At 71.2% G+C, this 21,439-nt stretch carries 25 protein-coding genes; 1 reads left to right on the forward strand and 24 read right to left on the reverse strand.

Annotated features, from left to right (window positions below; translation table 11 throughout):
• Positions 1–235: 235 nt before the first annotated feature.
• From ACFWDI_RS33765 to ACFWDI_RS33780, 4 genes are all read right to left on the reverse strand, one after another.
• Positions 236–1,354 carry a DnaB-like helicase N-terminal domain-containing protein gene (locus ACFWDI_RS33765; RefSeq protein ID WP_385309920.1) on the reverse strand — a complete coding sequence of 373 codons (1,119 nt, stop codon included), beginning with the start codon at positions 1,352–1,354 and terminating at the stop codon, positions 236–238.
• Positions 1,354–2,625, reverse strand: coding sequence for a DNA cytosine methyltransferase (locus ACFWDI_RS33770; RefSeq protein WP_385309922.1), 1,272 nt, complete (start codon positions 2,623–2,625; stop codon positions 1,354–1,356). Before ACFWDI_RS33770 ends, ACFWDI_RS33765 begins: the two co-directional genes overlap by 1 nt.
• Positions 2,622–3,494, reverse strand: coding sequence for a hypothetical protein (locus ACFWDI_RS33775; protein WP_385309924.1), 873 nt, complete (start codon positions 3,492–3,494; stop codon positions 2,622–2,624). The genes ACFWDI_RS33770 and ACFWDI_RS33775 overlap by 4 nt, the downstream gene beginning before the upstream one ends.
• A 194-nt stretch (positions 3,495–3,688) precedes the next feature.
• Positions 3,689–3,916, reverse strand: coding sequence for a hypothetical protein (locus tag ACFWDI_RS33780; protein WP_385309925.1), 228 nt, complete (start codon positions 3,914–3,916; stop codon positions 3,689–3,691).
• A gap of 358 nt (positions 3,917–4,274) precedes the next feature.
• Here ACFWDI_RS33780 and ACFWDI_RS33785 point away from each other — a divergent pair, with 358 nt between their 5' ends.
• Entirely contained in the window at positions 4,275–4,634 is a 360-nt protein-coding gene (locus tag ACFWDI_RS33785; protein ID WP_385309927.1) for a hypothetical protein, read from the forward strand.
• A gap of 248 nt (positions 4,635–4,882) precedes the next feature.
• On the opposite strand, the gene ACFWDI_RS33790 is transcribed toward ACFWDI_RS33785, so the two are convergent.
• The 20 genes from ACFWDI_RS33790 to ACFWDI_RS33885 all read right to left on the reverse strand — a co-directional run bounded on the left by ACFWDI_RS33790 (position 4,883) and on the right by ACFWDI_RS33885 (position 21,395).
• A complete protein-coding gene (locus ACFWDI_RS33790; protein WP_385309929.1) occupies positions 4,883–5,533 on the reverse strand; it encodes a hypothetical protein in 651 nt (216 codons plus the stop codon).
• A 104-nt stretch (positions 5,534–5,637) separates the two neighbouring features.
• Positions 5,638–6,402, reverse strand: coding sequence for a hypothetical protein (locus tag ACFWDI_RS33795; protein WP_385309930.1), 765 nt, complete (start codon positions 6,400–6,402; stop codon positions 5,638–5,640).
• 81 nt (positions 6,403–6,483) lie between these two features.
• Entirely contained in the window at positions 6,484–8,274 is a 1,791-nt protein-coding gene (locus ACFWDI_RS33800) for a type IV secretory system conjugative DNA transfer family protein (protein ID WP_385309931.1), read from the reverse strand.
• Between the two features lie 72 nt (positions 8,275–8,346).
• A complete protein-coding gene (locus ACFWDI_RS33805; RefSeq protein WP_385309933.1) occupies positions 8,347–9,108 on the reverse strand; it encodes a DUF317 domain-containing protein in 762 nt (253 codons plus the stop codon).
• A gap of 5 nt (positions 9,109–9,113) precedes the next feature.
• Positions 9,114–9,713 carry a hypothetical protein gene (locus ACFWDI_RS33810; RefSeq protein ID WP_385309935.1) on the reverse strand — a complete coding sequence of 200 codons (600 nt, stop codon included), beginning with the start codon at positions 9,711–9,713 and terminating at the stop codon, positions 9,114–9,116.
• A gap of 66 nt (positions 9,714–9,779) precedes the next feature.
• A complete protein-coding gene (locus ACFWDI_RS33815) occupies positions 9,780–10,502 on the reverse strand; it encodes a DUF317 domain-containing protein (protein ID WP_385309937.1) in 723 nt (240 codons plus the stop codon).
• Positions 10,503–10,598: 96 nt separating this feature from the next.
• Entirely contained in the window at positions 10,599–10,949 is a 351-nt protein-coding gene (locus ACFWDI_RS33820) for a hypothetical protein (RefSeq protein ID WP_385309938.1), read from the reverse strand.
• The gene (locus tag ACFWDI_RS33825; RefSeq protein WP_385309940.1) at positions 10,949–11,809 is read right to left on the reverse strand and encodes a DUF317 domain-containing protein; all 861 of its coding nucleotides are present in this window, start codon (positions 11,807–11,809) and stop codon (positions 10,949–10,951) included. Before ACFWDI_RS33825 ends, ACFWDI_RS33820 begins: the two co-directional genes overlap by 1 nt.
• A complete protein-coding gene (locus tag ACFWDI_RS33830) occupies positions 11,806–12,612 on the reverse strand; it encodes a DUF317 domain-containing protein (protein WP_385309942.1) in 807 nt (268 codons plus the stop codon). The genes ACFWDI_RS33825 and ACFWDI_RS33830 overlap by 4 nt, the downstream gene beginning before the upstream one ends.
• Complete coding sequence (locus ACFWDI_RS33835) at positions 12,609–13,010, reverse strand: hypothetical protein (RefSeq protein WP_385309944.1); 402 nt, start codon at positions 13,008–13,010, stop codon at positions 12,609–12,611. The genes ACFWDI_RS33830 and ACFWDI_RS33835 overlap by 4 nt, the downstream gene beginning before the upstream one ends.
• Before the next feature lie 315 nt (positions 13,011–13,325).
• Entirely contained in the window at positions 13,326–13,688 is a 363-nt protein-coding gene (locus ACFWDI_RS33840) for a hypothetical protein (RefSeq protein ID WP_385309946.1), read from the reverse strand.
• Complete coding sequence (locus tag ACFWDI_RS33845) at positions 13,685–14,092, reverse strand: hypothetical protein (protein ID WP_385309948.1); 408 nt, start codon at positions 14,090–14,092, stop codon at positions 13,685–13,687. The genes ACFWDI_RS33840 and ACFWDI_RS33845 overlap by 4 nt, the downstream gene beginning before the upstream one ends.
• 27 nt (positions 14,093–14,119) lie before the next feature.
• On the reverse strand, positions 14,120–14,740 hold the full coding sequence (locus ACFWDI_RS33850) for a hypothetical protein (protein WP_385309950.1): 621 nt from the start codon (positions 14,738–14,740) through the stop codon (positions 14,120–14,122).
• Positions 14,737–15,495, reverse strand: coding sequence for a hypothetical protein (locus ACFWDI_RS33855; protein ID WP_385309952.1), 759 nt, complete (start codon positions 15,493–15,495; stop codon positions 14,737–14,739). Before ACFWDI_RS33855 ends, ACFWDI_RS33850 begins: the two co-directional genes overlap by 4 nt.
• Positions 15,496–15,524: 29 nt before the next feature.
• Positions 15,525–16,235 (reverse strand): hypothetical protein, encoded by a 711-nt coding sequence (locus ACFWDI_RS33860; protein WP_385309954.1) that lies wholly within the window; start codon positions 16,233–16,235, stop codon positions 15,525–15,527.
• Positions 16,236–16,247: 12 nt separating this feature from the next.
• Positions 16,248–17,171, reverse strand: a complete 924-nt coding sequence (locus ACFWDI_RS33865) for a hypothetical protein (RefSeq protein ID WP_385309956.1) — start codon at positions 17,169–17,171, stop codon at positions 16,248–16,250.
• Positions 17,168–17,944 carry a hypothetical protein gene (locus ACFWDI_RS33870; RefSeq protein WP_385309958.1) on the reverse strand — a complete coding sequence of 259 codons (777 nt, stop codon included), beginning with the start codon at positions 17,942–17,944 and terminating at the stop codon, positions 17,168–17,170. Before ACFWDI_RS33870 ends, ACFWDI_RS33865 begins: the two co-directional genes overlap by 4 nt.
• Positions 17,941–18,357: a hypothetical protein gene (locus ACFWDI_RS33875; protein WP_385309960.1), complete on the reverse strand. Its 417-nt coding sequence runs from the start codon at positions 18,355–18,357 to the stop codon at positions 17,941–17,943. The genes ACFWDI_RS33870 and ACFWDI_RS33875 overlap by 4 nt, the downstream gene beginning before the upstream one ends.
• A gap of 108 nt (positions 18,358–18,465) precedes the next feature.
• Positions 18,466–18,963, reverse strand: coding sequence for a hypothetical protein (locus ACFWDI_RS33880; protein WP_385309962.1), 498 nt, complete (start codon positions 18,961–18,963; stop codon positions 18,466–18,468).
• A 56-nt stretch (positions 18,964–19,019) separates the two neighbouring features.
• Positions 19,020–21,395: an MFS transporter gene (locus ACFWDI_RS33885; protein ID WP_385309964.1), complete on the reverse strand. Its 2,376-nt coding sequence runs from the start codon at positions 21,393–21,395 to the stop codon at positions 19,020–19,022.
• Positions 21,396–21,439 lie beyond the last annotated feature (44 nt).

The following is a 21,439-nucleotide window of genomic DNA, read 5'->3' on the forward strand; positions in this document are numbered from 1 at the left end:
TGCGGGGCCGGGGCGGACGGCCTCTCCGTAGAGGCGCTCGAACTCGGTGATGGCTTCGTTGGGGGTGTCGTAGGAGCCGGAGACGACGCGCAGGTGGTCTTCGCCGTGGAGGTGGACGCTGTCGGCGTGCTGGTAGGTGCCGGCGGCGACGATGGTGTGGCCGTCGTCGGCGTGGAGGTGGAGAACTCAATTCACCGGTCCGGCCAGGGTGGGGCGCTGGCCGGACCGGGGTGTTCTAGCGGGCGGCTCGTGCGGCGGGAGCGGTGACGCGAGGAGGCGGGCCGGCCCGAGGGGCGGATGGGTTGCGCGCGGTGCGCGGCGAGGTCGGCGTGGCGGGCGCGATGGTGTGCTGCCAACGGGTGCGCAGTGCGGCGAGGTCGGCCAGCGCGCGACGGCTTCCGGTGACCAGTTGGTGGGGCGAGTTGGCCGGGTCGTCGGTGTAGGCGGTGATGCGGGCGGCGACGGCCTGGGCGCGGGCGAGCAGGGCGCGCTGCACGACCTTCTCGCCCCAGTGCTCCGGCGAGCCGACCGCCGTCTCGACCAGAGTGAGCAGACTCGCGGGGGTGACGTCGTGGGCGAGCAGGCCGCGGTGCTGGGCCTCCCAGAGCACGGTGACCGGGTCGATGGGATCGCCTCGGTGCGTGAGCGCGGTCAGGCACTGCCACACGGCGGCGTGCAGGGGAGCGGCGAAGTCCTCGGCGACGAGCCAGCGCATGTTCTTGGCCTCGGCTGGGTGCGCGGTCGCGGAGGCGAGCAGGAACCGCTCGTCGTCGAGAGCGTCCTCGCCGACGTCGCGCGGAGGTGCCGGCTGCAGCGGGGTGCGCGGCAGCGAGCCGGGGTGCGGGGCGAACCGTCCGGACAGGTCGTCCAGGAACCGGGCGAGGGCATCGGCCTGGTGGACGGTGGCGGCGGCCCGGTGAGGCAGGGTGATGTCGCTGGCGGTCTGGGCCAGGCGCTCGGCGTGCATCCGCAGGCTGCGCCGGGCGTGGTCGGCACGGATCATCCGGGCATAGCTGATCGCGTGCTGGGGCCATGGGCAGACCTGGATGGCGGTGTGCAGGTAGGAGGCCGTCAGCCCAGGAGCGTTGGGGCGGGCAGCGTCCAGAACCGCGTTCAGCCAAGCCGGGCTGTCACGGTGCTGCTCGGGGTCGGGCGCCGGTGTCTCGAGCATCGCGCGGAACAGCGCGCCGTGGGCGTGGTTGTCGAAGTGATCGGCTTCCAGAGCGCCGATCTCGGACAGGCGGTGAGGATCGAGGAGGAGTGCGCCGAGCAGGGCCTGCTCGGCGTAGTGCACGGCCGGTGGCGGGGGCAGGTCGTCCAGGTCGTCCTCGAACGGGTCGGAGGGATGGGGCATCAGGCGGCCAGGGTGAAGTCGTCGGGAGTGAGGGTCTTGCCGAGGTGCGGGGCCAACAGGTGTGCGGCGAGCCGGGGTGGCACGGCATTGCCGATCTGAGAGAACTGCTGCCCCTTGTTCCCGGCCCACGGGTAGTCAGCAGGGAACGTTTGAAGCAGACCCGCTTCGACGGCGGTGATCCGGATGGACTCCGGTGCCGGCTGCTCCCCGTCGAGGCCGTCGGGGGCCACGGGGTCGGGCACCCAGACGCATTCGTTGGCGCGGTGGCCGAAGAAGAGGGTGCCGGCCGGTTCGTCCGCGCGGCGTACGGTCGCGTTCGCCTGGTTGTTGCTGCGCAGGGACCACGACCATCGGTGCGCCTCGTCGGTGAACGTCGGGGCCGGTGCATGGGCTGACCGGTTCTCCCGGCTTCCGTGACGCTCGGCCGAACCCGCTCCTTCACGACGGGACTTCAGCACCACGGAACGGGGCTGCGGTTTCCACGTGCCGCGGTCACGGGCGTCGGCGAGGGTCTTGCGTGATCCGGAGGGGAATGGCTCGGGGCCGCCCCCGGGCCCGCCGCCGGCGCACACGGTCGGTACGGGCCGGTCGGTGGCGCCCCAGCCGAGAGCTTCGGCCATGGACACCCACTGCGTGCGGCCCGGCCCGAACAGGCTTTCCGGCTCAGCGAGTTTGGCGTGTGTGGGCGGCGGGGGCTCGGCGGTGCGGGTGCGGGAGGCGAGCAGGATCGCTCGCCGCCTGGTCTGCGGCACGCCGTAGTCCGCGGCGTTCAGGATGCCCGTCCACACGCTGTAGCCCCAGGTGCGAAGGATCGCCGCGTACTGGCGCCACAATGGCGGCACGTCAGGGACTTCCTCCATAGCCACCCACTCGGGCTGGCCGTGCTGGTTGAGGGCATGCAGGTAGCGAATCGGCTCGGCCGCCAGGAGCGACCGCTCGTCGCGGCAGGAGGCGAGCAGCCTCTCGCGGGTGTCGCGGCCCTGTGCCAGGTCGGCGACGGCCTGATGGACCAATGGCTGATCGAGAAGCCCGAGGCGCTTGCCGGCCATCGACCATGCCTGGCACGGCGGGCTCGCGATCAGCCCGGTGGTCGTCCCCAGGAACGGCCAGGCCGGGTACATCGCCACGTCGGTCCGGATCGTCAGCTGGCCTGCTGCGGCACGCGTCTTGCAGGCCCACTCGTCCCATTCCAGGCCGACGTCCCGTACTCCGAGCACGGTCAGCGCGTGGCTCCAGCCGCCGGGGCCGGCGAATAGATCCAGCACCGTCACGAGGCCAGCCCGAAGTCATCCTGGACTGGTTCGACTTCGCCGCGGCAGGCCCATGGGGAGCAGCCGTCGAGGACGCCCTGCTCCAAGTCGTCCGCGTCGTCTTCGCCCGTACCGAGTTCCTGCTGGAGCGCGGCCCATTCGGCAGCGGTGACGTGGTCGATCGGCGCTTCGCCGAGGGGGACGCGCGAGCGGTGCAGGAATGCCTGACCCAGGAGCCGGTTGCCGGTGGCGTTGGCGCGCGCATTTCCCTTCCGAATTGCTGCGTCGAATTCGACCACGTCCGACCACTCCGACGGTGAGGTGTCCCGGATGTGCCTCCACTGCGCGTTTCCGTGGAAGGGGCAGCCGAGGCAGCTTGATTTCGGGGTGTCTGCCAGTCCGAGTGACGTCAGGTAGCGCACGCAGTCACTGCGTGACCAGTCCATATCGATGAGTGGATGCCGGTTGCGCATGTACTTGACGTCGGAGTCCTTCGCGCGATGGAATTCATCGGTCGAAATACCGACCCACTGCTCCGCGAACACACCTTTCGGAATGCGTGTGGGGTAGGGGAATCTCAGGAGTTCGCGCACCTTCTTCTTGATCGGCTTTATCTTATATTCACCTGTGCATTGCCGTCTGGTCATCCCTGTATTTCCGTCCTGATTGAGGACGTAGAGAGGAATGGAAGCGAACCGGTGATCGGGGTCGAGTGCGTCCGCTCTAATGTTTCCGGAGGAGACGCGGGTGATGGGGATGCCTGCCGGTTCGGCTATTTCTCTTTCCAGGTGGTTGAGGTGATCGTAAACGGCCTGCGGTTCCCATCCTGTGTCGGCAAAGATGGCGTAGTCGACTTCGGGGAGAATTCCTTCGGCGGACAGGGCGAGCATGGCGCTGGATTGAATTCCTGCACCGAGCGAGATGGATCGGAATACGGGGTTGGCGGAAATGGGGTGTCCTTGTGGTGAGCGGGGCGCTGTCCGTGGGCGGGTCGGTCAGCGGCGGGGAGTGGGGGCGCGGTGCGCGGCGGGTGCCGGCGGGGCAGGGGCCGCGGCGGGGGCACAGGGTGATGCGAAGGCGGGGCCTACCTCGTCGAGGCCGTCGGCGAGGTCGCGGGCGGTGTCCGTGGCCGTACGCAGCCATTCCCAGGTGGGGGCGGGCAGTTGACGCCAGTGGGCGTTGTCGCGAGCCATTCGAGGATCTCGGCGGCGTTGCGCAGCTGCTCGGCGAGCTGGGCCAGCACGGCGTGCTGCTGGTCTCCGTCGCGGGCGGTGGTCACGGTCTGGAGGAGTTGGTCGAGGGCCGTGGGCACCGGGCCCGGGTCGTCGGGTAGTCCGTAGAACCGGGCGTGCAGTGACTGGGCGATGCCGTTCGCGGGGCCGCCGGAGGACCTGTGGTCGTAGCGCGGCGCGGCCGGGCGGCGCAGGGTGAAGTGGACGACGACGTCGCGGGGTGTGGCGTCGGGGTGGACCTGGGCGGCCAGGGCGAGCGTGATGTCGTGCGCAGTGGGGGTGTCGGAGGGCGTGAGGTCTCCCGGGAAGTTGAGGGCGGGTTCAGCGGGAACGGCTGGCAGCGGCCGTCGGTACTGGTGGAGCTGGGCGTGCGGTCAGACCGGTGGGGTGTGGCCGTGCGAACGAGGCGGCGAGGTCGCAGCGCTCCGCTGCGGTGAGATGGAGGCGCTCGTCGCGGAATCAGTCCGGGCAGTCCTCGCGCATCACCAGGCCGCGGCTCTCCAGGGCGCGGATGGTGCTGATGCTGACGCGGATGTCCTCGCGGCGCAGGTAGGGCTTGTCGTTGGTGATCGCGACGTCGCCGCGGGCTATCGCGCGCAGCGCGGTGCTCTGAGCGTGGGAGAGGGCAGGCGGCTGGTACTCGGGTACGAAGCCGCGGTGCCGGCGTTCGGCAACGAAGAGTTCGGCGGTTGCCAGAGCGTCCGTGGAGCCCAGGGCGGTGAGGCTGGTGACGATGGTGAAGCGCCGGCCGGCCTCTTGCCGGGCCTCCTTCGCTACCGTCGGGACTGTCGATCTTGACGTGGCCGGTGGCAGCGTCGTGCTGCGTGGGCCAGCCGAAGAGGTGGATCAGTGGGCCGGCGATCCGGTCGCCGGCGCCTGCCATGTACCGCGGGGAGACCATGACCCGGTCGTCGGGCGCGTAAGAGGTCACCGGTGGGCTCCCTGCGAGACCGCGGCCTTGGGCGGGGTGGCGACTGCGGTCGTCAGCGCGGCGTGGGGTCGCGGCTGGGCCAGGGCCGCTGCCCCTGCTCGGTGACGGTGATCTTCTACCCGATGGCCAGGGAAGTGCTGGTGTCGCGGGTGACGAGTCCGCGCTTGGCCAGGGCCCGGTAGGTGGCGATGGAGACGCGGGTGCCGTCCTCGGTGGCGACGCGGGTCACGCCCAGCCCGCGGGTCGCGCTCTCATACAGATTGCGTCCGCCGTTCAGGGCGGTGAGGGCGTCGTACTGGGCGGGGGTCAGCGCGGGGCCCGTCGTCTGCCGTACGGCCGCCGACTTGTGCTCCTGCCCGGTGCCCAGGTCTTCGGTGATGCCGTGGGCGAGGTAGCGGCAGCCGATCGCGCACAGGTCGAGCTGGTGGACGGCATCGTCGAGGTGCCCGCTCATCTTCGGAATGGCCTCTGCGTGACGGGCGGTGCGCACCGCCTCTTCGTCGGCCGGGTAGCCGGCGAACTGCGCGCCCTCGTACGGGTTGGTGAGCACCACGTGGGCCAGGTCGGTGCCGGCGAGCGACGACGAGGACACGACCGAGGCCAGCAGCTCCAGGCTCGCGCGGCTGCCGGCGATGTGGGTGTACGTGCTGTTGTCGAGCGCGGTCAGGCGCACCAGGGCGGTGGCCGCGAGGTCCTGTGCCGTGAGCAGGAGCGGGCTGATGTGGCGCAGTGCGTCCGTGCCAGGCGTGTAGGAAACGTCGCGCACGCGCGCCTTGAGGGCTTCGAAGTCGCGCGCCAACTGCCGTAGTTGGCGGATTTGTTCGTGGAGGTCGAGTGGGGGCGTGGGGATGGGATGGCTCCTGTGAGGGTTCAGCGGCTTCGGGTGGTGGCCTGCGCGGTGGCGGGGAGGGGGTGGGGCGTGGTCCCGGGCGCGGTGCTCGGCCCTGCTGGAGGTGAGCCGATGAGCGAGGCGAGGGCGGTGATGCCTGCAGAGGTGAGACGCACGCGGTCCAGCGGCGGGCCGCCGACGTAGGCGGCGTGCGCCGAGCGTGGGGGTCTCTCGGCCAGGCCCTTCGTCTCCAGGGCGCGCAGGGTGCTCATCAGCGCCTTGGGTTCGCGGGAGCGCATGAACTCGCGGCCCAGAGAGCTGCTGGACACGACGTGTCCGCAGGCGATCTCCGTCAGGGCCGTGCGTTGAACGGCGCTCAGCCGGTCGTCGGGGTCCGGCGCGGTGGCCCAGCGGCGCCGCCGCGTCTCGGCGGCCAGCGTCACGGCGCAGCTGACGGCAGCTTCCGGGGCCAGCGCGGCCAGCTCGCGAGCGGCCCCGGCGCTGAGGTCGGCCGAGGCGCTGGTGAGAAAGGTGAGCTGCTTCAGCCGCATGACCGTCTCGGTCAACTCGACGCTCTCATAGAGCCGTTCGCCCCGGATCGCCTTGATGGCGGACTGGGTGTCGGTTGCCAGACGCTGCGCGGAGGCGGTGTGGGCATCCGGCGCGGGCGGGTCGGTGGCGCGCAGGAGGAGGTCGAGCGCGTCGATGTGCTGGGTGTACTGGTCGGCCAGTTGGAGCAGCCGTTCGACGGGGGTGGGCGGTGGCGGCACGTCGAAGAGCAGGGTTTCGGCGGGCGGCTCGGTCATGAGCGACGCCGCGCGGTCGTGCAGGGGTGAATGGGGCTCGTCTCCCGTCGGGTTGGGTACGGCCGCCGGGCTCGGGGGTGCTTAGGCGGCAGGGCCGAAGTCGCTCTGCTTCGGGGCGGCCTTGGCGACGGCGCGGGCGGTGATGCCCTTGGAGGCGCGGGCGGAGGCGGCGGAGAGTTCGTCGGCGCCGAGCTCGAGATACCAAGGGCGCAGGTCGAGCATGGCCGCGCGCATGCCGGTGGCGAACGCGAGCGCGGTGCCCTTGGGCAGCGCGCGGATGGCGTCGGCGGCCAGGATGCGTTCCTGTCGCATGGACACGGAGGTGGACTTGCCGGACTCCGAGGTCGAGGTGGAGGTCGTCTCGACATCGTGGTCGCCGATCAGCCGGGACAGCTTGTCGGCGAAGTCGGGGTCATCGATGCCGGACCCGATGACCTTGATGGTGGAGGCGGACCACATGGCGTCCATGCCCGCGTCGCCCCAGACTCTCTGGCCTTGCCGGTAACTCTGCAGGATGGTGATCGGGATGATGCCGCGCGAGCCCAAGTGGCTGTACAGGTCGGGCAAGTCGCTGATCTTGCAGACGTTGGCGGCCTCGTCGAGGATCGCGAGCATCGGCGGGTCGAGGCGCCCGCCAGCACGTTCGGCCTGCGCGGTCGCGGCCCGCATCACGCTGTCTGCGCACGCGGCGATCAGGGCCGAGGCTCCGCCGCCGCCGTCCTTGGAGAGCAGGTAGAGCGTGTCCTTCGAGGTGACGAACGTCCTCGGCGTGAACTCCGGAACGTCCTTCTGCGGGGTCACCCAGGCGGCGATCTCGCTGTTGAGCAGGGCGGCGGCGTACTGGCGGGCCGTCTCGTAGATGCCGTCCCGGGTTTCGGGCGGGCCCTCTACGGTGCCCTTGAGCTGGGCGGCGACTGCGGCGAACTTGTGGTCGCGCAGGATGTCGAGCGGGGTGCGGTCGGCGGGGAAGGCGAGCCAGGCCATCACGTCGGTGATCGGCCGCTCGTCCAGTGCGGCGGCCAGGAACAACTGGGACAGGATGTTGCTGCCGGCCTTGGACCAGAAGTCGCCTTGCTGGCTCGCGTCCATGGAGGCGGCGAGGAAGTGACCGGCCAACCGCCCTGCGCCGTCGAGGGCCTTGGCGTCGGCCAGTGGGTTCCACCACATCGTCCGCTCGGCGTGGGCGATCTGTTGCGGGTCCATCGACCAGGTGCGGCCGACGGCGGCACGCGCGTCGAGTGTCGCGGTGTAGGCGTCGCCCGCGGCTTTGTTGGAAGTGAGCAGGACCGGACCGGGCGCGTTGAGGATCGAGGGGATCGCCAAGCTGGTCGTCTTACCGGATCGGGGCGCCATGATCGCGACGGCGACGTCCTCGTATCCCATGCGCACTTCGTGCTTCGTGCCCTGGAGATTGCCGAGGAGGATGCCGGTGTCGGCCGCGTCGATGTGCTTGGCGTCTTTCAAGCTCGGGCGCAGCGACCGCGCTTTGTCGGTGATGGCCTTGGACATCAGCGGCTCAATGTCTCGCTGCTTGGCCATGCCGGCGACGCGCTTCTTGCGCCCGCCACTGCCGCCTCGGTGCCGCTTACAGAGCACCGCGGCGGTGATGCCGAGGGCGACGAGCACGGCGCCGGGCAGGATGCGCGCGCCGAGTAGGAGGGACGTTTCGCTCAGGTCCGGCCACAGCTGGGCGGGATGCAGGAGGGCCTGAACCGGCTGGTAGGTGGCGGTGCCGGAGGCGGTGGCCCAGGCGGTGAGATTGCCGCCGAGCCAGGCGAGGTTGGACAGAGGCATGGCGACGGCGATGGCACCGAGAAGGATCTTGAAGGCTATGTCGTAGCCGTCGGTGGACTGGGAGGAGGAGTTCGGCAAGAGGGCGGTTCCTGGGGCGGGTGAGGGTGGAGCGCGCGCTCAGCGGCAAGTGCGGGCGGCGGCCGTACGGAGTCAGGGCGTGCGGCCGGGAGGCGCACCGGACGGAAGCTGCGCGGGCGGCGTACTTGGCTGCGGATGGCGGCCGGTCAGATGCTTGAGGCGGTTCTCCAGCGCGAAGGCCACCGTCTCCACGGGCACGTGCTGCCTGACGTCGTGCCGGTGGCGCACGCCAAGACCGGGCATGCGGTTCGGATCACGGATGACGGGGGTGGCGTCGGTGAGCGCACGGGTCAGGGCGGCGACCAGATGGGGCGGGGTGGTGCCGTCCAGGCACGCGCCCCACAACTCATCGTCTGGGGTGCGGCCGTCGGCGGCTGTGATGAACCAGTGGTCGAGGCCGTGTTCGGTGGTGTACTTGACACGGACCACGCCGTCGGGCGACACGAGGCCGCTCTGGCGGGGGGCGTCGCGCCAACCTGCCTGCCGCAGAGGAGCGGTGGGCGGTGTGGCAGCGTGCAGGGCGCGGGGGTTTGTGAGGGCGTCGGTGAAGGCGGCGATGATCTCGACTGGCGTGTGGGCGTCAAAGGTGGCCGTCCACGCCGGCTGGTCGTCGGTGCGGGCGTGGCCGATGGTCCACCACGGCTCGTCCGGGTTCGGGTCGATCCGCAGCGCCGCCTGCTGGTTGGGGCTGGTGAGCAGGACACGGGGCATCAGCGGATCGTGGCCGTAGCTCCAGCCGCTGGCCCGGTGAAGAGGGACGGTAACCAATCCCGGATCGCCGCGGCCGGCGAGATAGACCGGGGAGACGAGCGTCAGCTCGACGGTGTCGCTCACGCCCGTCACCGCCGGACCGTGGACGATCCGGCGGCGGCCTTGGGCACGGGAGCCGTCGTCGACAGTGTCGGCGCGGATGCCGTCGACTGCTTCTGCGCCAGCGCGTTGACGGCGAAGAGCGCCTGGCCGTGGATCGCCCACTGGTCGAGGTAGGACCAGGCTTCCGCGTAGCTTTCGGCGAGCGGTTCCTCGTACGCCTTCGTGCCGGGGACGGCGCTCTCGGGCAGCGCGTCGCGCACCGCGCGCCAGTCATCGTGGACTGCGTACAGGCGTTCCGTGGCCTCGTGCAGTTCCCGGACCTGCCAGGCGTAGCGGCGCGTCCGGTCGGAGGGCGACAGCTGGGCGAGCTGCTGTTCGGCGACGTGCACCAGTTCGTCGGCGTGGCAGTACACCCGGCCGAACGCGGACAGGGTGTCGGCGTCGCGCTTGTGCTGCCGCAGGCCGTACGCGTCCTCGTCGTGGGGCTGGAACGTCTTGGGGTCGGAGCGCTGGTCGGAGTAGAGGTCCCAGGCGGCGAGGATCTGCCGGCTGTGCCGCAGATAAATGGCGAGTTGACTCAGGCAGAGCCGGTGGGACGGGCTCCCGGGTTCGAGTGAGATGGTCAACAAGGGCCTTTGGACGACGGATGTGACGGGGGCGTGGTGCGGAGCGGCCGGGACCGCTCCGCACGGTCAGCGGCTCTGGGCCGCAGATACGGGCGGCTCGGCGGCGAGTGCCGCCGTAACAGGACGCGCGGTGGGCGGGGCACTGCGACGGGCCTTGCGGGCGGCGGACTCGCTGGCTTTCAGCCGCGCCTCATGGGCTGCGGCTAGCTGCTCGCCCCGGGCGCCACGCTCCACCTGAGTGACCAGGTGGGAATGCGGGACGTCGTAGTGGCCACGGGAGACGGGCGCGGGGTCGACGAGGGCAGCGGCGAAGCCGGAGAGCAGGTGGCGGGGAGTGCGGCCGTCGAAGTACGCGTGCCACAGTCGCCGGTGACCGCCGAGGCCGGTGGGCAGCGCTACTTCGGCAGTCCAGCTGAACCAGCCGCTGTCCAGCGTCGCTGAGCGCTCCATGGTGCTGACGCCGTCCGGATGGCGGGCACGTTGGTTGCCCCGTTCGTCGCGCTCGTAGCTCCAGCCGACTGCCTGCAGCGTCGGCCAGATGTCAGGCCCGACCTCCGCTGCGGGCTGCAGGAGGGCGTCGGTGAATCCGGCGATGATCTCAGCGGGCGTGTTGCCGCCGAGGGAGGCGTGCCACTGCTTCGAAGAGATCCGCCACCAGGACGCGAACGAATCCGGCGTGGGCTCCAGGACGAGCGTGTGCCGGTAGTCGGGGCTGGCCAGAACGACGTGGGGGAAGTCGGGGTCGCCCGTAGTTCTTCCACCCGGCGGCCCGCAGCGCCTGGGTGACATGGCGCGGGTCGCCGGGTCCTGCGAGGCGCCGGGGCGTGGTGTCGAACCAGATGCGGGACCAGGGATCGTCGGCCCTGCTGGCGATGTAGGGACGGGTCACGAGGCCGTCGGCGGGCCGGCGGGCTCAAACGTGTAACCGCTCAGGCGCTGCACGTCCCAGTGCAGGACATGCCTGTCGGTGGCTTCCTGAGCGGCCTCCCGGAGCCCGGTGATGATCAGTCGGATCTCGTCGGTATCTGCACTGGTCTGCTGGGCGATGAGACGCGCGGCGCTGCGCAGGACGTCGCCGAGCAGGATGGGGATGCCGGTGTCCTCGTCGAGGAGGCCGGCGAGCAGCGGCAGTACCTCGGAGGCGGGCGGATCGGTGCGCAGATAGTCCTTGACCTGGGCCAGGGTGGCGGTCGCCTGCGCGACCTGGTCAGAGCTGGGAAGAGAGGGGTCGGGCATCAACATCCTTGCGGAGAGAGGGAATTCGGGAGGTTCTGCGGGTGCCTGTTCAGCGGCGTCTCCTGTGGCGGGCCTGGCCGGGTGGGGGCGCCGGCCCTGCTGAGGAAGGTCCGGGCGGTCCCGGGTTGCCGGGCGGCTTCGAGCCGCTGCAGATGCCGCAGGCGGTGCTGTTCCGGTGTGACGACGCTCCGGTGGGAGCCGAGGAAGCCGAAGGTGAGGCCCGGCGTCTGCCCCTTTGTGCGCAGCAGCGGAGTGGGGTCGGCGAGCGCGGCGGCCGGAGCGGCTTCGTCGATGGAGGAGTTCCAGATCCACCGGTGCCGCCCCTCGGAGAGGGAAACGGAGACTTGGACGGTCCAGCGCCATACGGGTGTTTCGGCGAGCGAGGAGACCCGGGACAGGAGCGTGGTTTCATCCGGGGACAGAGCGGCCTCTTCTCTCCCGGTCCGGAGCAGGGACCAGCACCGGCCGGCTGCGAGGTGCCACAGGTCCGTCTCCGGCGGTGGGGCTGCGCTGTTGAGGGCGTCGGTGAACCCTGCGATCACCTCGACGGGCGTATTGCCGCCGAACTGGGCGGACCACTCGTGGTTCTCGGCCGGGTGGATGCGCCACCAGACGCTGTGTGTGTCGAATTCGGGTTCCAGCGTAAGGCGGAGGTGGTGGTCGGGGCTCTCCAGCAGCACATGCGGAAAGCCGACGACCGAGTGGTTGCTCCAGCCGGACGCGAGCAGGTACTCGGTCACGTGCCGGGGATCGCCCCCGCCGGCGAGGTGCCACGGCGACACCTCGTCCAGCCGGCGGACGGCGTTGACGCGGTGCAGGGTGGGGCCGTTGACGCGGGAGTAGAAGCGTTCGTGACTCACCGCATCCGCCCGGCCTTGGCGTACGGGCGTGCACCGGGGCCTTGGGGACGAGCCTTGTTGGTGGCGAAGGTGTTGCTGGCCCAGGTGGCGGCGCGGGCCGCGGTGATCCGGGCCTGCTGCCACGCGCTGAGCTGCGAGGGCAGCACGGACACGGAGGTGGTGCGGATCTTCTGGGAGGGCGGGACGTGACCGAGGGGCCGCATCACCGGCTGCGGATCGGCGAGCGCGGTGCTGAACGCCTGCACCAGGTGCATCGGCGTGGTCGGCGTGAACATCGCCTCCCATACCCGGCCGTGTTCATTGCGGGCACCGGCCCACCAGTGCGCCTGTCCCGGAGCGGACTGGTGGAAGCGGACGACGGCGTCGCCGTCCGGGCTGCGGGCGGTGAAGTGCTGTCCCCGTTCGGTCTCCCAGCCCTGTGCCTCAAGCGGCGCCCACACGTTGGGAGCGTGCGCGGAGCGCGGCCGGGTCAGCGCGTCGGTGACTCCGGCCACGATCTCGACGGGGACCTGCCGGCCGAGCGTGGCGTGCCACGCCTCCTGCGTCTTGGTCGGCTTCCCGCTGATGGTCCAGCCGCCGGGCTGGGTGTACGGGTCGTACCCGATGCGCACCGACTTGTCCGGGCTGTCGAACACGACAGGGCCGCCGGTCTTGGACTTGTCCCGCCAGCCCGAGGCGCGCAGGAACTCTGTGACGTAGCGCAGGTCTCCGCCGCCGGCGAGGTGGCGGGGCTCGACGAGGTAGTGCCGCAGGGCCTGTTGGCCGGTGGGGCCCCAGCCGGTCCACTGCTGGTTCTTCTTCACCGGCGCCGCCGGATGACCATCGCCGAGGCGACCGACACGGCGGCCGGCGCGCCGGCCGGCCTGCTGGACGGGGCGGAGGGCCTGGCCACCTGTTTGATCGTGCCGGTGTGCTCGTTGAGGTCGACGCCCACGCTGTCGAGTTCGTTGGCGGCACGGCCGAGTGCGAGCCAGACCTCGGGCGGCAGGACGCCGTGCTCGGAGTGGACCTTCGCGAATCGCGATCCCGTTTCGACGAGTTGGGTGACCTCGCCGAGGATGCCGGTGTCGTAGTCCAGGACGCCTGCGAGGATCTGGGCCGCCTCGTGTGGCGGCGCCAGGGCGAAGAGACGGCGGAGCTGGCCGATCTGGCCGGCGATGCTGTCAGCCAGTTGTACGGAAGGGAGGTTCGAGTCGGTCATGTGCCTCCTGAACAGGCCGGTGCTGGGTGCTGGTTGTGGTGCTGAGGGATGCGGTAGCTGTCGACGAGGAGGAGCGCGTCGCGGCGGCGGGCTTCGTCGAGGGCTGCCTCGGGGCGTCCGCCCGCCAGCGGGATGGTGCGCTCCCGGCTGCCGACGGTGACGGCGCGCAGGTAGCGGCGGAACAGGGCGGTGACCAGACGGGGTTTGCGGCTGGCGGTGATGGTCGGTGGCGTGCGGTCGGGTTCGTGAGTGACGGCGGGCTCCTGGGGAGGGTGGGGCCGGCCCCGGTGGGCCGGGGCCGGCGTTGTCGGGCGGTTAGCGCGTACGGCGCGGTCGCGCAGAGCGCGATGCCGGTGTCGGTGGCTGTCGGTGTGCCGCCTGTGCGGCGAGTTCGGCGCGGTAGGCCGTGCCGCCGAAGAGGCCCGCGTCGATGTCGACCCGGTATCCGGCACGGGCCAGCAGGGGCGCGGCCCGGTCGGCCATGGCCGTCATGGCGATCTCGTCCATCTGGTCGGGGACTTGATGCCAGACGTCGTCCAGGGCGCTGTGCCGGTCGAGACCGAGGCCGTCGAGCAGGGCCAGGAGACGCTCGGAGGCGCCGGTGCGGGTGTCGACGTAGATCGTTGCGTCGCGGTGGTAGAAGGTGACGTCGATGTTGTATTCATCGGCGAGGCTCACCGGCGGCGTGCCCCTGCCGGACGGTCCGTGGTGCGTACTGCGGCCATGGCGGGCGGCGGCGGGGCCGGGGCGCTTTGGTTGCGCATGGCCGTTGCGGCGTCGGTGTAGGCGGCGGCGTCCCAGATGTCATCGTCGATGTGGACCACGTATCCGGCCTTGTGCAGCCAGGGCACCGCATGGGTGGCGAGCTGCTTCTTCGCGTCCGCGTCGAGGTGGGCGGGTGCTTCGTGCCAGACGTAGACGGGCCCGGGGGTGGGTAGGGTCCGGCGCTCGAAGCCGAGGTTGTCGAGGAGGGCGAGCAGCTGCTCGGGCGCGTCGGTCGGGGTGTCGGCGTGAACGGTATCGGTGAGGGGCTTGAGGTAGATCGTGACGTCGGTGCCTTCGTCGTCGGCACGGTTTCCCACGTGCGGTTGCTCCTGTGCGGGCCGGGGCTATCGCCGTCGCGTGGACGGCGCGGACGAGGTGGTGTGCGGTGCGGCCTGGTCGCGGATCAGCGTGATGCGTCGTGTGTGGTTGGACAGGCTGCTGGTGCTCTCCATCAGCTGTTCCGCCGGTTCTTCATCGAGCCCGGCTTCGCGGCGCCGTTTGCCCCACGTCGCCCATGTGGAGATCAAGGACCGCACCGCCTGCGCGAGCACCCCTTCCTCCGGTGCGGCGATCTCTGTCAGGAGGGCGGCAACGTCGCGGTCGGTCTCGGCGGCGCGGGCGCGCGACTCGAGCTGGGCGAGGTAGCGGCGGGCTGCCTGCCGGTCGCCGTCCGGAGCAGTCAGGGTGTTCGGGGAGGGGGCGAGCTGGACGCTGTACCCGGCGAGGAGCAGGGCGTGGGCGGCGGCGGTGGCGCCGTGCCGCTGCTCCTCGGCGGGCAGGTGGTGCGGCAGACGGTGGTAGTTGCGAGCGGCACCGGAGGCGGAGTGGAAGCCGCCGGCGGTCTGTACGATGCCCGCCGCGCGGGGTCGCCGCCGATGGCGAGGACCAACTGGGTGCGGGGCACGGGTGATGGTGACGTAGTTGAGGTCGAAGGAGACCAGTTCGTCCTCGCCGCGGGGCGTCATCGGCCCCGGTACGGGGAGGTGACGGGCGGGCCCGGCGGCGCGACCGGGGCGGTGCCCAGGGCGGGCCGAGCCTGCGGATGACGCAGCACGGTGCCGATGCCCAGCTCGGACAGACGATCTCCGGTGGCTCGCACGGAGGCGGCCTGGTGGGCGGTGTCGTCCCCGGACAACACGAAAACGTTCCGGTCTGGCGCGAAGACGAAGCCGTGGTCGGTCAGGGCCTTGGTGACGTCGGCACGGTCGGGCTTGTCGACGACGATGGCTTCACCGGACCAGGTCATCACGACGTGTTCTGGCTCGGTGGGCTGCGGTGCCGCGAGCCAGGCGGCGTTGCTGCGGACCTGGGCGAGGGCTTTGTCGTACCGCGGCAGCAGGTCGTGGGTGATGTCCTCGGCGGCGCTGAACGGATCGGCGACCGCGGCTATGCCGTCGGGCTCGCGCACGCCACGGAATGCCTCGTCCGGTGCGTCGTCGGGCGCCATGGCGGCGATCAGGTAGCCCTTGCCGTGCCCGGGCGGGTCGGCGACGAACAGGCGGGTTCCGTCGTCGCGGGTGAGGACGGCGCAGTGGTCCACGGTGTGCTTGGCCAGAGCGTCGGCGACGTCGTTCATGTCCCATACGCGGTCGGTGAGGGCGCCGTGGTCGTTGTTGCTGCCGCGGTCCGGGTGGTACGTGCTGCTCCAGGCGCCGGGCAGTTCGCCGGCGAGGACGGCAGCGAACGCGCCGAGACTGGTGTCGGGGGTGGGGTCGTGCATGGTCTCCTCGAAAAGGGAAGAGGCGCGGGTCAGCGCCGCGGGCGTGCCGGTGCGGGGGCGACGGGCACGGCGACGGGGCTGGGGGCCAGGCGCGGCGGAGGCGGCGGGCTGGCGCAGACTGCGGAGGCTTCGCGTTCGTCCGGTCCGACCTCGGCGGTGCACGCGCGGCGCTGGGGATGGTCCTGGTGCCGGTCGGCGAGGTCGTCGCGCATGTGCGCGAGATCGGACCACAGGACGGCGAGCCGGTGCTCGGCGAGGTACTGCAGCCGCTTCGCGGTGTACGGATCCGGTGCCTGGCCGAGGTCCTGATAGAAGGCCGCGGTGGCCGCGAACACCTCGCCGAGAGCGATGAGCACCCCGTCGTGAGAGGCCGTCAGTTCGGTAAGTATGTCGGCGACCTCGTCGCTGGTGGTGGCTTCGCGGATCCGCTCGGCGAGGTGCGCGACCTGTGATCCAAGCGGCAGATAGTGCGGCTCGCGTGCCTCGGTGTCGAAGGCGTCGTCGGCTTCGACGCCGTACTTGACGGCGCGGAGTCGGGCGACGGCGCGTGTGGCGAGACGTTTCTCCTCGGCTTCGTCGAGGCCGACGGGCAGGCGGTGATAGGTCTCGTGGAGGCGGACGACGGGGACGAAGCCGGTGCGCTGGAGGATGCTGTGGGCTTCGGGATCCCCGCCGCGGGCGAGGACTTCCCCGGAGTGCACGTCGCGCCCCAAGGTCAGGAAACGATCGGCAAGGGCCAAGAAGGTGTTCTTTCAGACGTGTCGGCGGGCAAGCCGGGTGCCGGGCGGGCCGGGCGCAACGGTCACCGTCGGAGCAGGGGGCGTTGGTCGTGCAGGGGCCGTCCGAGCAGCTGCCGGCAAGGCGGCGGCCATGGAATCGAGATCCTGTTGGATGCCGTGCAGGCAGCGAGCGATCAGCTCCAGCTGGTGCGCGCTGTCGGGACCGTACGCGGCCGGCAGGCGGTCGAGACGGTGGGCGGCGTGCTCGACGAGGCCGCGCACGGTGGACAGCGGCCCGGTGCGCTCGTCGGCGAGCTGCCGCAGCAGACCGGCGAGTTGGGCAGTGGCATCGGCGGTGTCGGCCTGCCGGGTGGGGCGTCCAGCAAACCGGGCTTGCTGGACGGCCTGCTGCGGATCGGGGCCGGTGCGGGGCGAGATGAGGCCCAGCTCGGCCTCCATGCGTCGGCTCTCCGCGGCGAGGGCTTTGTGCAGCTGGTAAGGCTGCGTGGTCCATGAGCCATCGGACCGAATGAGGTTGGCGAGGAGATCGAGGCGGCCGGGCTGCGCCTGAACGGCGATCCAGCGGCAACCGTGATCGTCCCCGGGGCGCTGGATGCCGGCGGTGCGAGCGATCCGGTGGGCGATCTCGGCCCACTCGGGGCCGGTGAGGTCGCGGTCGTCCGGGTGCAGGCGTACCGACACGTGACAGATGGCGCGGCGGTCGCCGTGCGGACTGGCCGCGAAGGGGTGCTGCCAGATCGGGTCGTCCAGATGCTCGGCCCAATCGGCCGACGTCCAGGTCCTCTGCTCGTCGTCGAGGGTGTAGTGATCCAGGCCCGGCCAGTGGGCGACCACCGTGTGGTCGGTCGGGCCCTCCCGAGTGCTGACGGGCCGGTCCAGCGCCTCGGCGACCGCTTCGTTGGGATCGATGCCTCGCTCGTGGATGCGAATGATCATGAAGGAGTGATGTTCCGGCTCGTTAGGGCATGTTGGGTGAGGTCGCGAGCAGTGGTGATCAGCGCATGCTCGCGGACCACGTCGGCGTGGACTGCCGGATCGCCGGGCGGCAGTAGCTCCAGGGCGTGGCTGATGGCGGTGAGGGCCTCGGGGTAGTGGCCCAGGCTGCGCCGGGCCGAGGCCATGCGGAACAGTGCGATCGGATCGCTCAGTCCGCCCTCGGGGAGCAGCCCCACCAGGGCAAGCAGCATGGGAGCCCGTCCGGGCAGGAGGCTGCCCAGCCACACCCCGTGCAGCAGGACGTGCAGCGTCTTGGGGTGAGCGGAGGCGGCTACGAGCACCCGGTCCATGACGGCGAGGCCATCCGGGCGTGATTGACCCAACCGCGAGAAGGCGTACAGCGCTTCGCTGTACGGGTCCTCGTTCAGCATGCTCACCGGCACCTTGTTCATGAGCGATTCGATGGTGCGGCAGCGGAAGTCGTAGCGCAGCGCACTGAGGTAGAGGTGCCGGTAGGTCCGCCACATCACGGGGTCGGGGCTGGAGTCGGTGACGTGTTCGGGAGTGAGCAGTACCAGCGCGCTGTTCTGGGCGGCGCGGGCGCGCCAGGCGACGTCGGTACATACCTCGGCCGACTCCTGCCAGGTCGCCTCCAGTTCGCGAAGTGCCTCGGCCAGAAGCACCGGCCACTCGCTGTCGGTGATCGCCTCGATGGCATCCGCAGCCGCACGGGTTAGGGCCGCGGCGCGCTCCGGGCCGAGTGCGTGTGTCACCGGCCGCCCCGGGCGTCAGCGACGTGCACCACCTCGTTGAGGTGGGTGACCCAGTACCAGCCGCAGTCGACGTCCTCTTCGGCGTCGGCCAGGCGCGGGACCAGGTAAGTGCGCAGCGCCTGCTGGTAGATGAGGCAGTCCGGGCACCGGCTGGACAGGTGCACGAGGTAGCGCGGGTGCGCGGTGATGTACGTGCGCTCGCCGCCGGCCGGGTCGTACAGGCGCCAGCCGTCCTCGTCGGTCGGGGTGTGCCACGAGGGGGTGACGACCTTGTAAGCGTCGCCCCACAGTTCGCCGCCCGATGTGCCCTTGAGGATGACGACCTGGTCACCGGGCCGGAAGTGGGCGTGGGTGACGTCCCGGTCGGGGGTGACGATGTCACCGGGGGCATGCGGATGGCGGGAAACGGGCACAGCAGAGTTCCTTCCACGAGGTGCGCGGGGAGGCGGTGGGAGGAACAAGGATCCGGACGATCCCCGGTTTCGGTAACCGGGGATCGTCGGGTATACAGTCCCCGCGTCCTACCGGAACGGGTTCTCCGTTCCGATGTCGTCTGACGCCGCGGAGTCCAGGAGTTCGGGCAAGTCAGTGCCCTCAGAGTCACGCTGGTCGAACCACCATCCGGCGCGGGCGACGGTGCGGATCTTGTCCTCCAGGACGGCCCAGTCGGCCTCGTCCCAGGTGCCCTCGCTCACCAGCGCGCTGTACGCGGCGGTGACGAGTTGGTGGCGGGAGCGCTCGCCCCAGTCGAGGGCCTTGTCGTGTCCTTCGAGCGGCGGCATGTCGAACTGCTCGGCCCACTCGGCAGCGGCCTGCTGCTCCTCGGCGCGCTTGGCGGCGAGCCACGCCTCCTTGCCGGCACTGTCCTCGTCGCGGGCGGCCTTCCAGCAGCCAGAGCAGTCCCTTCCCGCGAGCCACCGGGCGAATCCGGCCCGCCGGTCGGCGGGGCGGTCGGACAGGTCATGGACGACCTCGTGGCCACACGGGTGTTCGACGGTCCACTTCGTACGGACAGCCATAGATGGATCTCCTTAAAGACGTTTGTAGAACGGAAATTTGGGGGCAGGGCGCTTGCTCAGGCACGTCCGCGACGGGCCGCACGGGGGCGGCGTTGCCGACCGCGCTCGGCGGGGGTGTAGCCGGGGCAGGCGAGCAGGACGGTGAGGGCGAAGGCGGCGCCGGCGGCGGGGAGCGCGGCGCTGGCGAGGACGTGGTCGGCGACGCGTCCGGCGAGCGCGGTGCCGGCGGCCTGGCCGGCGCCGATCGAGAGGATCAGCCACGCGTACGCCTCGCTGGTGCGACCCGTGGGGGTGAGGGCGTCGGTGGCCTGGTAGGCGCAGGCCACCACGACGGTGAGGAACGCGCCGGGCAGGACGACCGCGGCGATGGCCGCGTGCGGGCCGGGAAGGGCGAGCAGCGGCAGCCACCCGGCCAGGAAGGCGGCTGTGCCGGCCAGGAGTTGGCGCGTGGTGGAGCCGGGCCAGGTGCGGCGCCCGTAGACCAAGCCGCCGAGGAAGCTGCCTGCCGAGAACGAGGCGGGAAGCAAGCCGGACAGCATGTCCCGGCCGTGCAGCTCGGCCATGGCGACGGCCCAGACGTTCAGGGCGCCGATCGCGAAGCCGATGCCGGTGAGGGCGATGAACAGCGACACCATCTCGGGACTGGCCAGCCGCCGGGCCGGGCCGTCGCCTGCGGATGCTGGGGCGGGTCGCCAGTGGCGGGACGGCGGCGCGATCGCGACGACGAGGGTGCCGGCCAGACCGAGGGCGGCGGTGGCAGCGAGCGCGAGGGAGGGGCTGTGCGCGGAGGCGAGCGCAGCGACAAGGAGGGGGCCGACGATGTACAGCAGTCCCTGGGCGCCGGTGTCGAGGGCGAGGGCGGCGTGCCGTAGCCGCGGGTCGGGCAGCAGGCTCGGCCACAGGGCGCGGAGCCCGGCTTCGAGAGGCGGCGTGGTCAGACCGGCGGCGACGACGATCGTCGTGGCGAGCGCCGCTCCTGCGTACGGTCCGGCCACAGGGAGGGCGAGTAGCAGGGTGGAGTTGAGCAGGGCGGCCGGAAGGTGCACGGCCCTCTGGCCGTAGCGGTCCATGAGGCGTCCCTTGACCGGCTGGGACAGCCCGGACGCGAGCCCGTAGAGGGCGCTCAGCAGGCCGCCGAAGGCGATGCTGCCACCGGCCGCGAGTGTCCACAGGAGTATGGCCACCGGTGCCATGCCGTTGGGGAGGCGGCCGGTGAGGGTGCCGCCGAGGAGGCGGGCGACGTGCGGGCTGCCCAGCACCGCGCTGTAGGTGATGCGCGGTGCTGGGGCCGTCGAGGCGGTCAGGGACAACGGGAGCTTTCTGTCAGGGGACGTTAGGGGCGGCGCGTGGGGACCGTGGTGCGGGGCGGCGGAGCCGGGGGCGTCGTGTCCAGGGCGGGGCGCGGGCGGATCCGCGGCGGCTTGGGGGCGCGGTGCGGTGGCAGGACGGCGACGGTGGCGCCGAGGTCCTCGGCCGCGTTGTGGACTTCGCGGGTGAGGAAGTCGAGTTGCCGGCCGAGGACCTCGAGCCGGGCGGCGACTTGTCGGCCCTGCACGGTCTCCAGAGCGCTTGCGAACTGACCCGGCCACGTGGAGAAGTTCCTGCATGCGGACCATCGGTCCTGCATCGTGACCGTGCTGCGTGGCGGTGAGCAGCGTCTCGGAGACATCACCGGCCGCACGTGCCTCGAGGACGTCCTGGAGCAGTTCCTGCAGGGACACCTCGGGCGTCGGTGCCGGGCGGTTGAACCGTGAGACGTCCGGCCGCAGGACTCCCGGCGGGACCGCTCGCGGCAGCGCCTGCCCGGCCGCGTACTCGTGGACGTAGTGCCCGATCACTTCCCAGCCCGGCGCGTCCGGGTCGCCGGCCAGGGCGATCACGGTCGAGGTGTCGTCCTCGATCAGGTAGGCGAGCGTGATGCGCCGGCCGTCAGCCGCGTACCACGACTCGATCAGGTCCAGTTCGCCCCGTCGCTGCGCGGCCTGGGCTATCTCGGTCCACATCTGCCGTTCCTCGTCGGTCAGCTCGGGTTCGGGCTGGTGGTGCTGGTCGGCGAGGTCGGCGGCGATGGATCCGTGGTCCGCCCAGACGGCGAGGTGCGGCCACACGGCTGTGTGCTGTTCGCGTTCGGTCGCCGAGCCGGGGGCGGCGGGGCGGTCGAGGATGCGGACGATCTCGGAGTGGGAGGCGGCGAGGGAATCCAGCAGGGCTTGCCAGGCGGCGATGTGCCCGGCGGGCGGCATCTCGTCGAGGGCGAGACGGGCCGCGTCCAGCAGGTGGCCGGCATTCGCAGCGAGGTACGTGGCGTATGCCTCGACGGCCGTTTGATTCCGGCGGGCGCAGGCGGCTGCGGCGGCGTGGTGGACGGTCCGTCCGTAGCGGTCCAGGGTGGGGTCGAGCGCGGTCTCGGTCTCGCGGTCGATGACGGCCATTCGCAGCCGGAAGTCGCGTGCTCGATGGGAGAGTTCGGTGGCCG

Source organism: Streptomyces sp. NPDC060064, from assembly GCF_042736455.1.
In the GTDB taxonomy this organism is placed as follows: Bacteria; Actinomycetota; Actinomycetes; order Streptomycetales; family Streptomycetaceae; genus Streptomyces.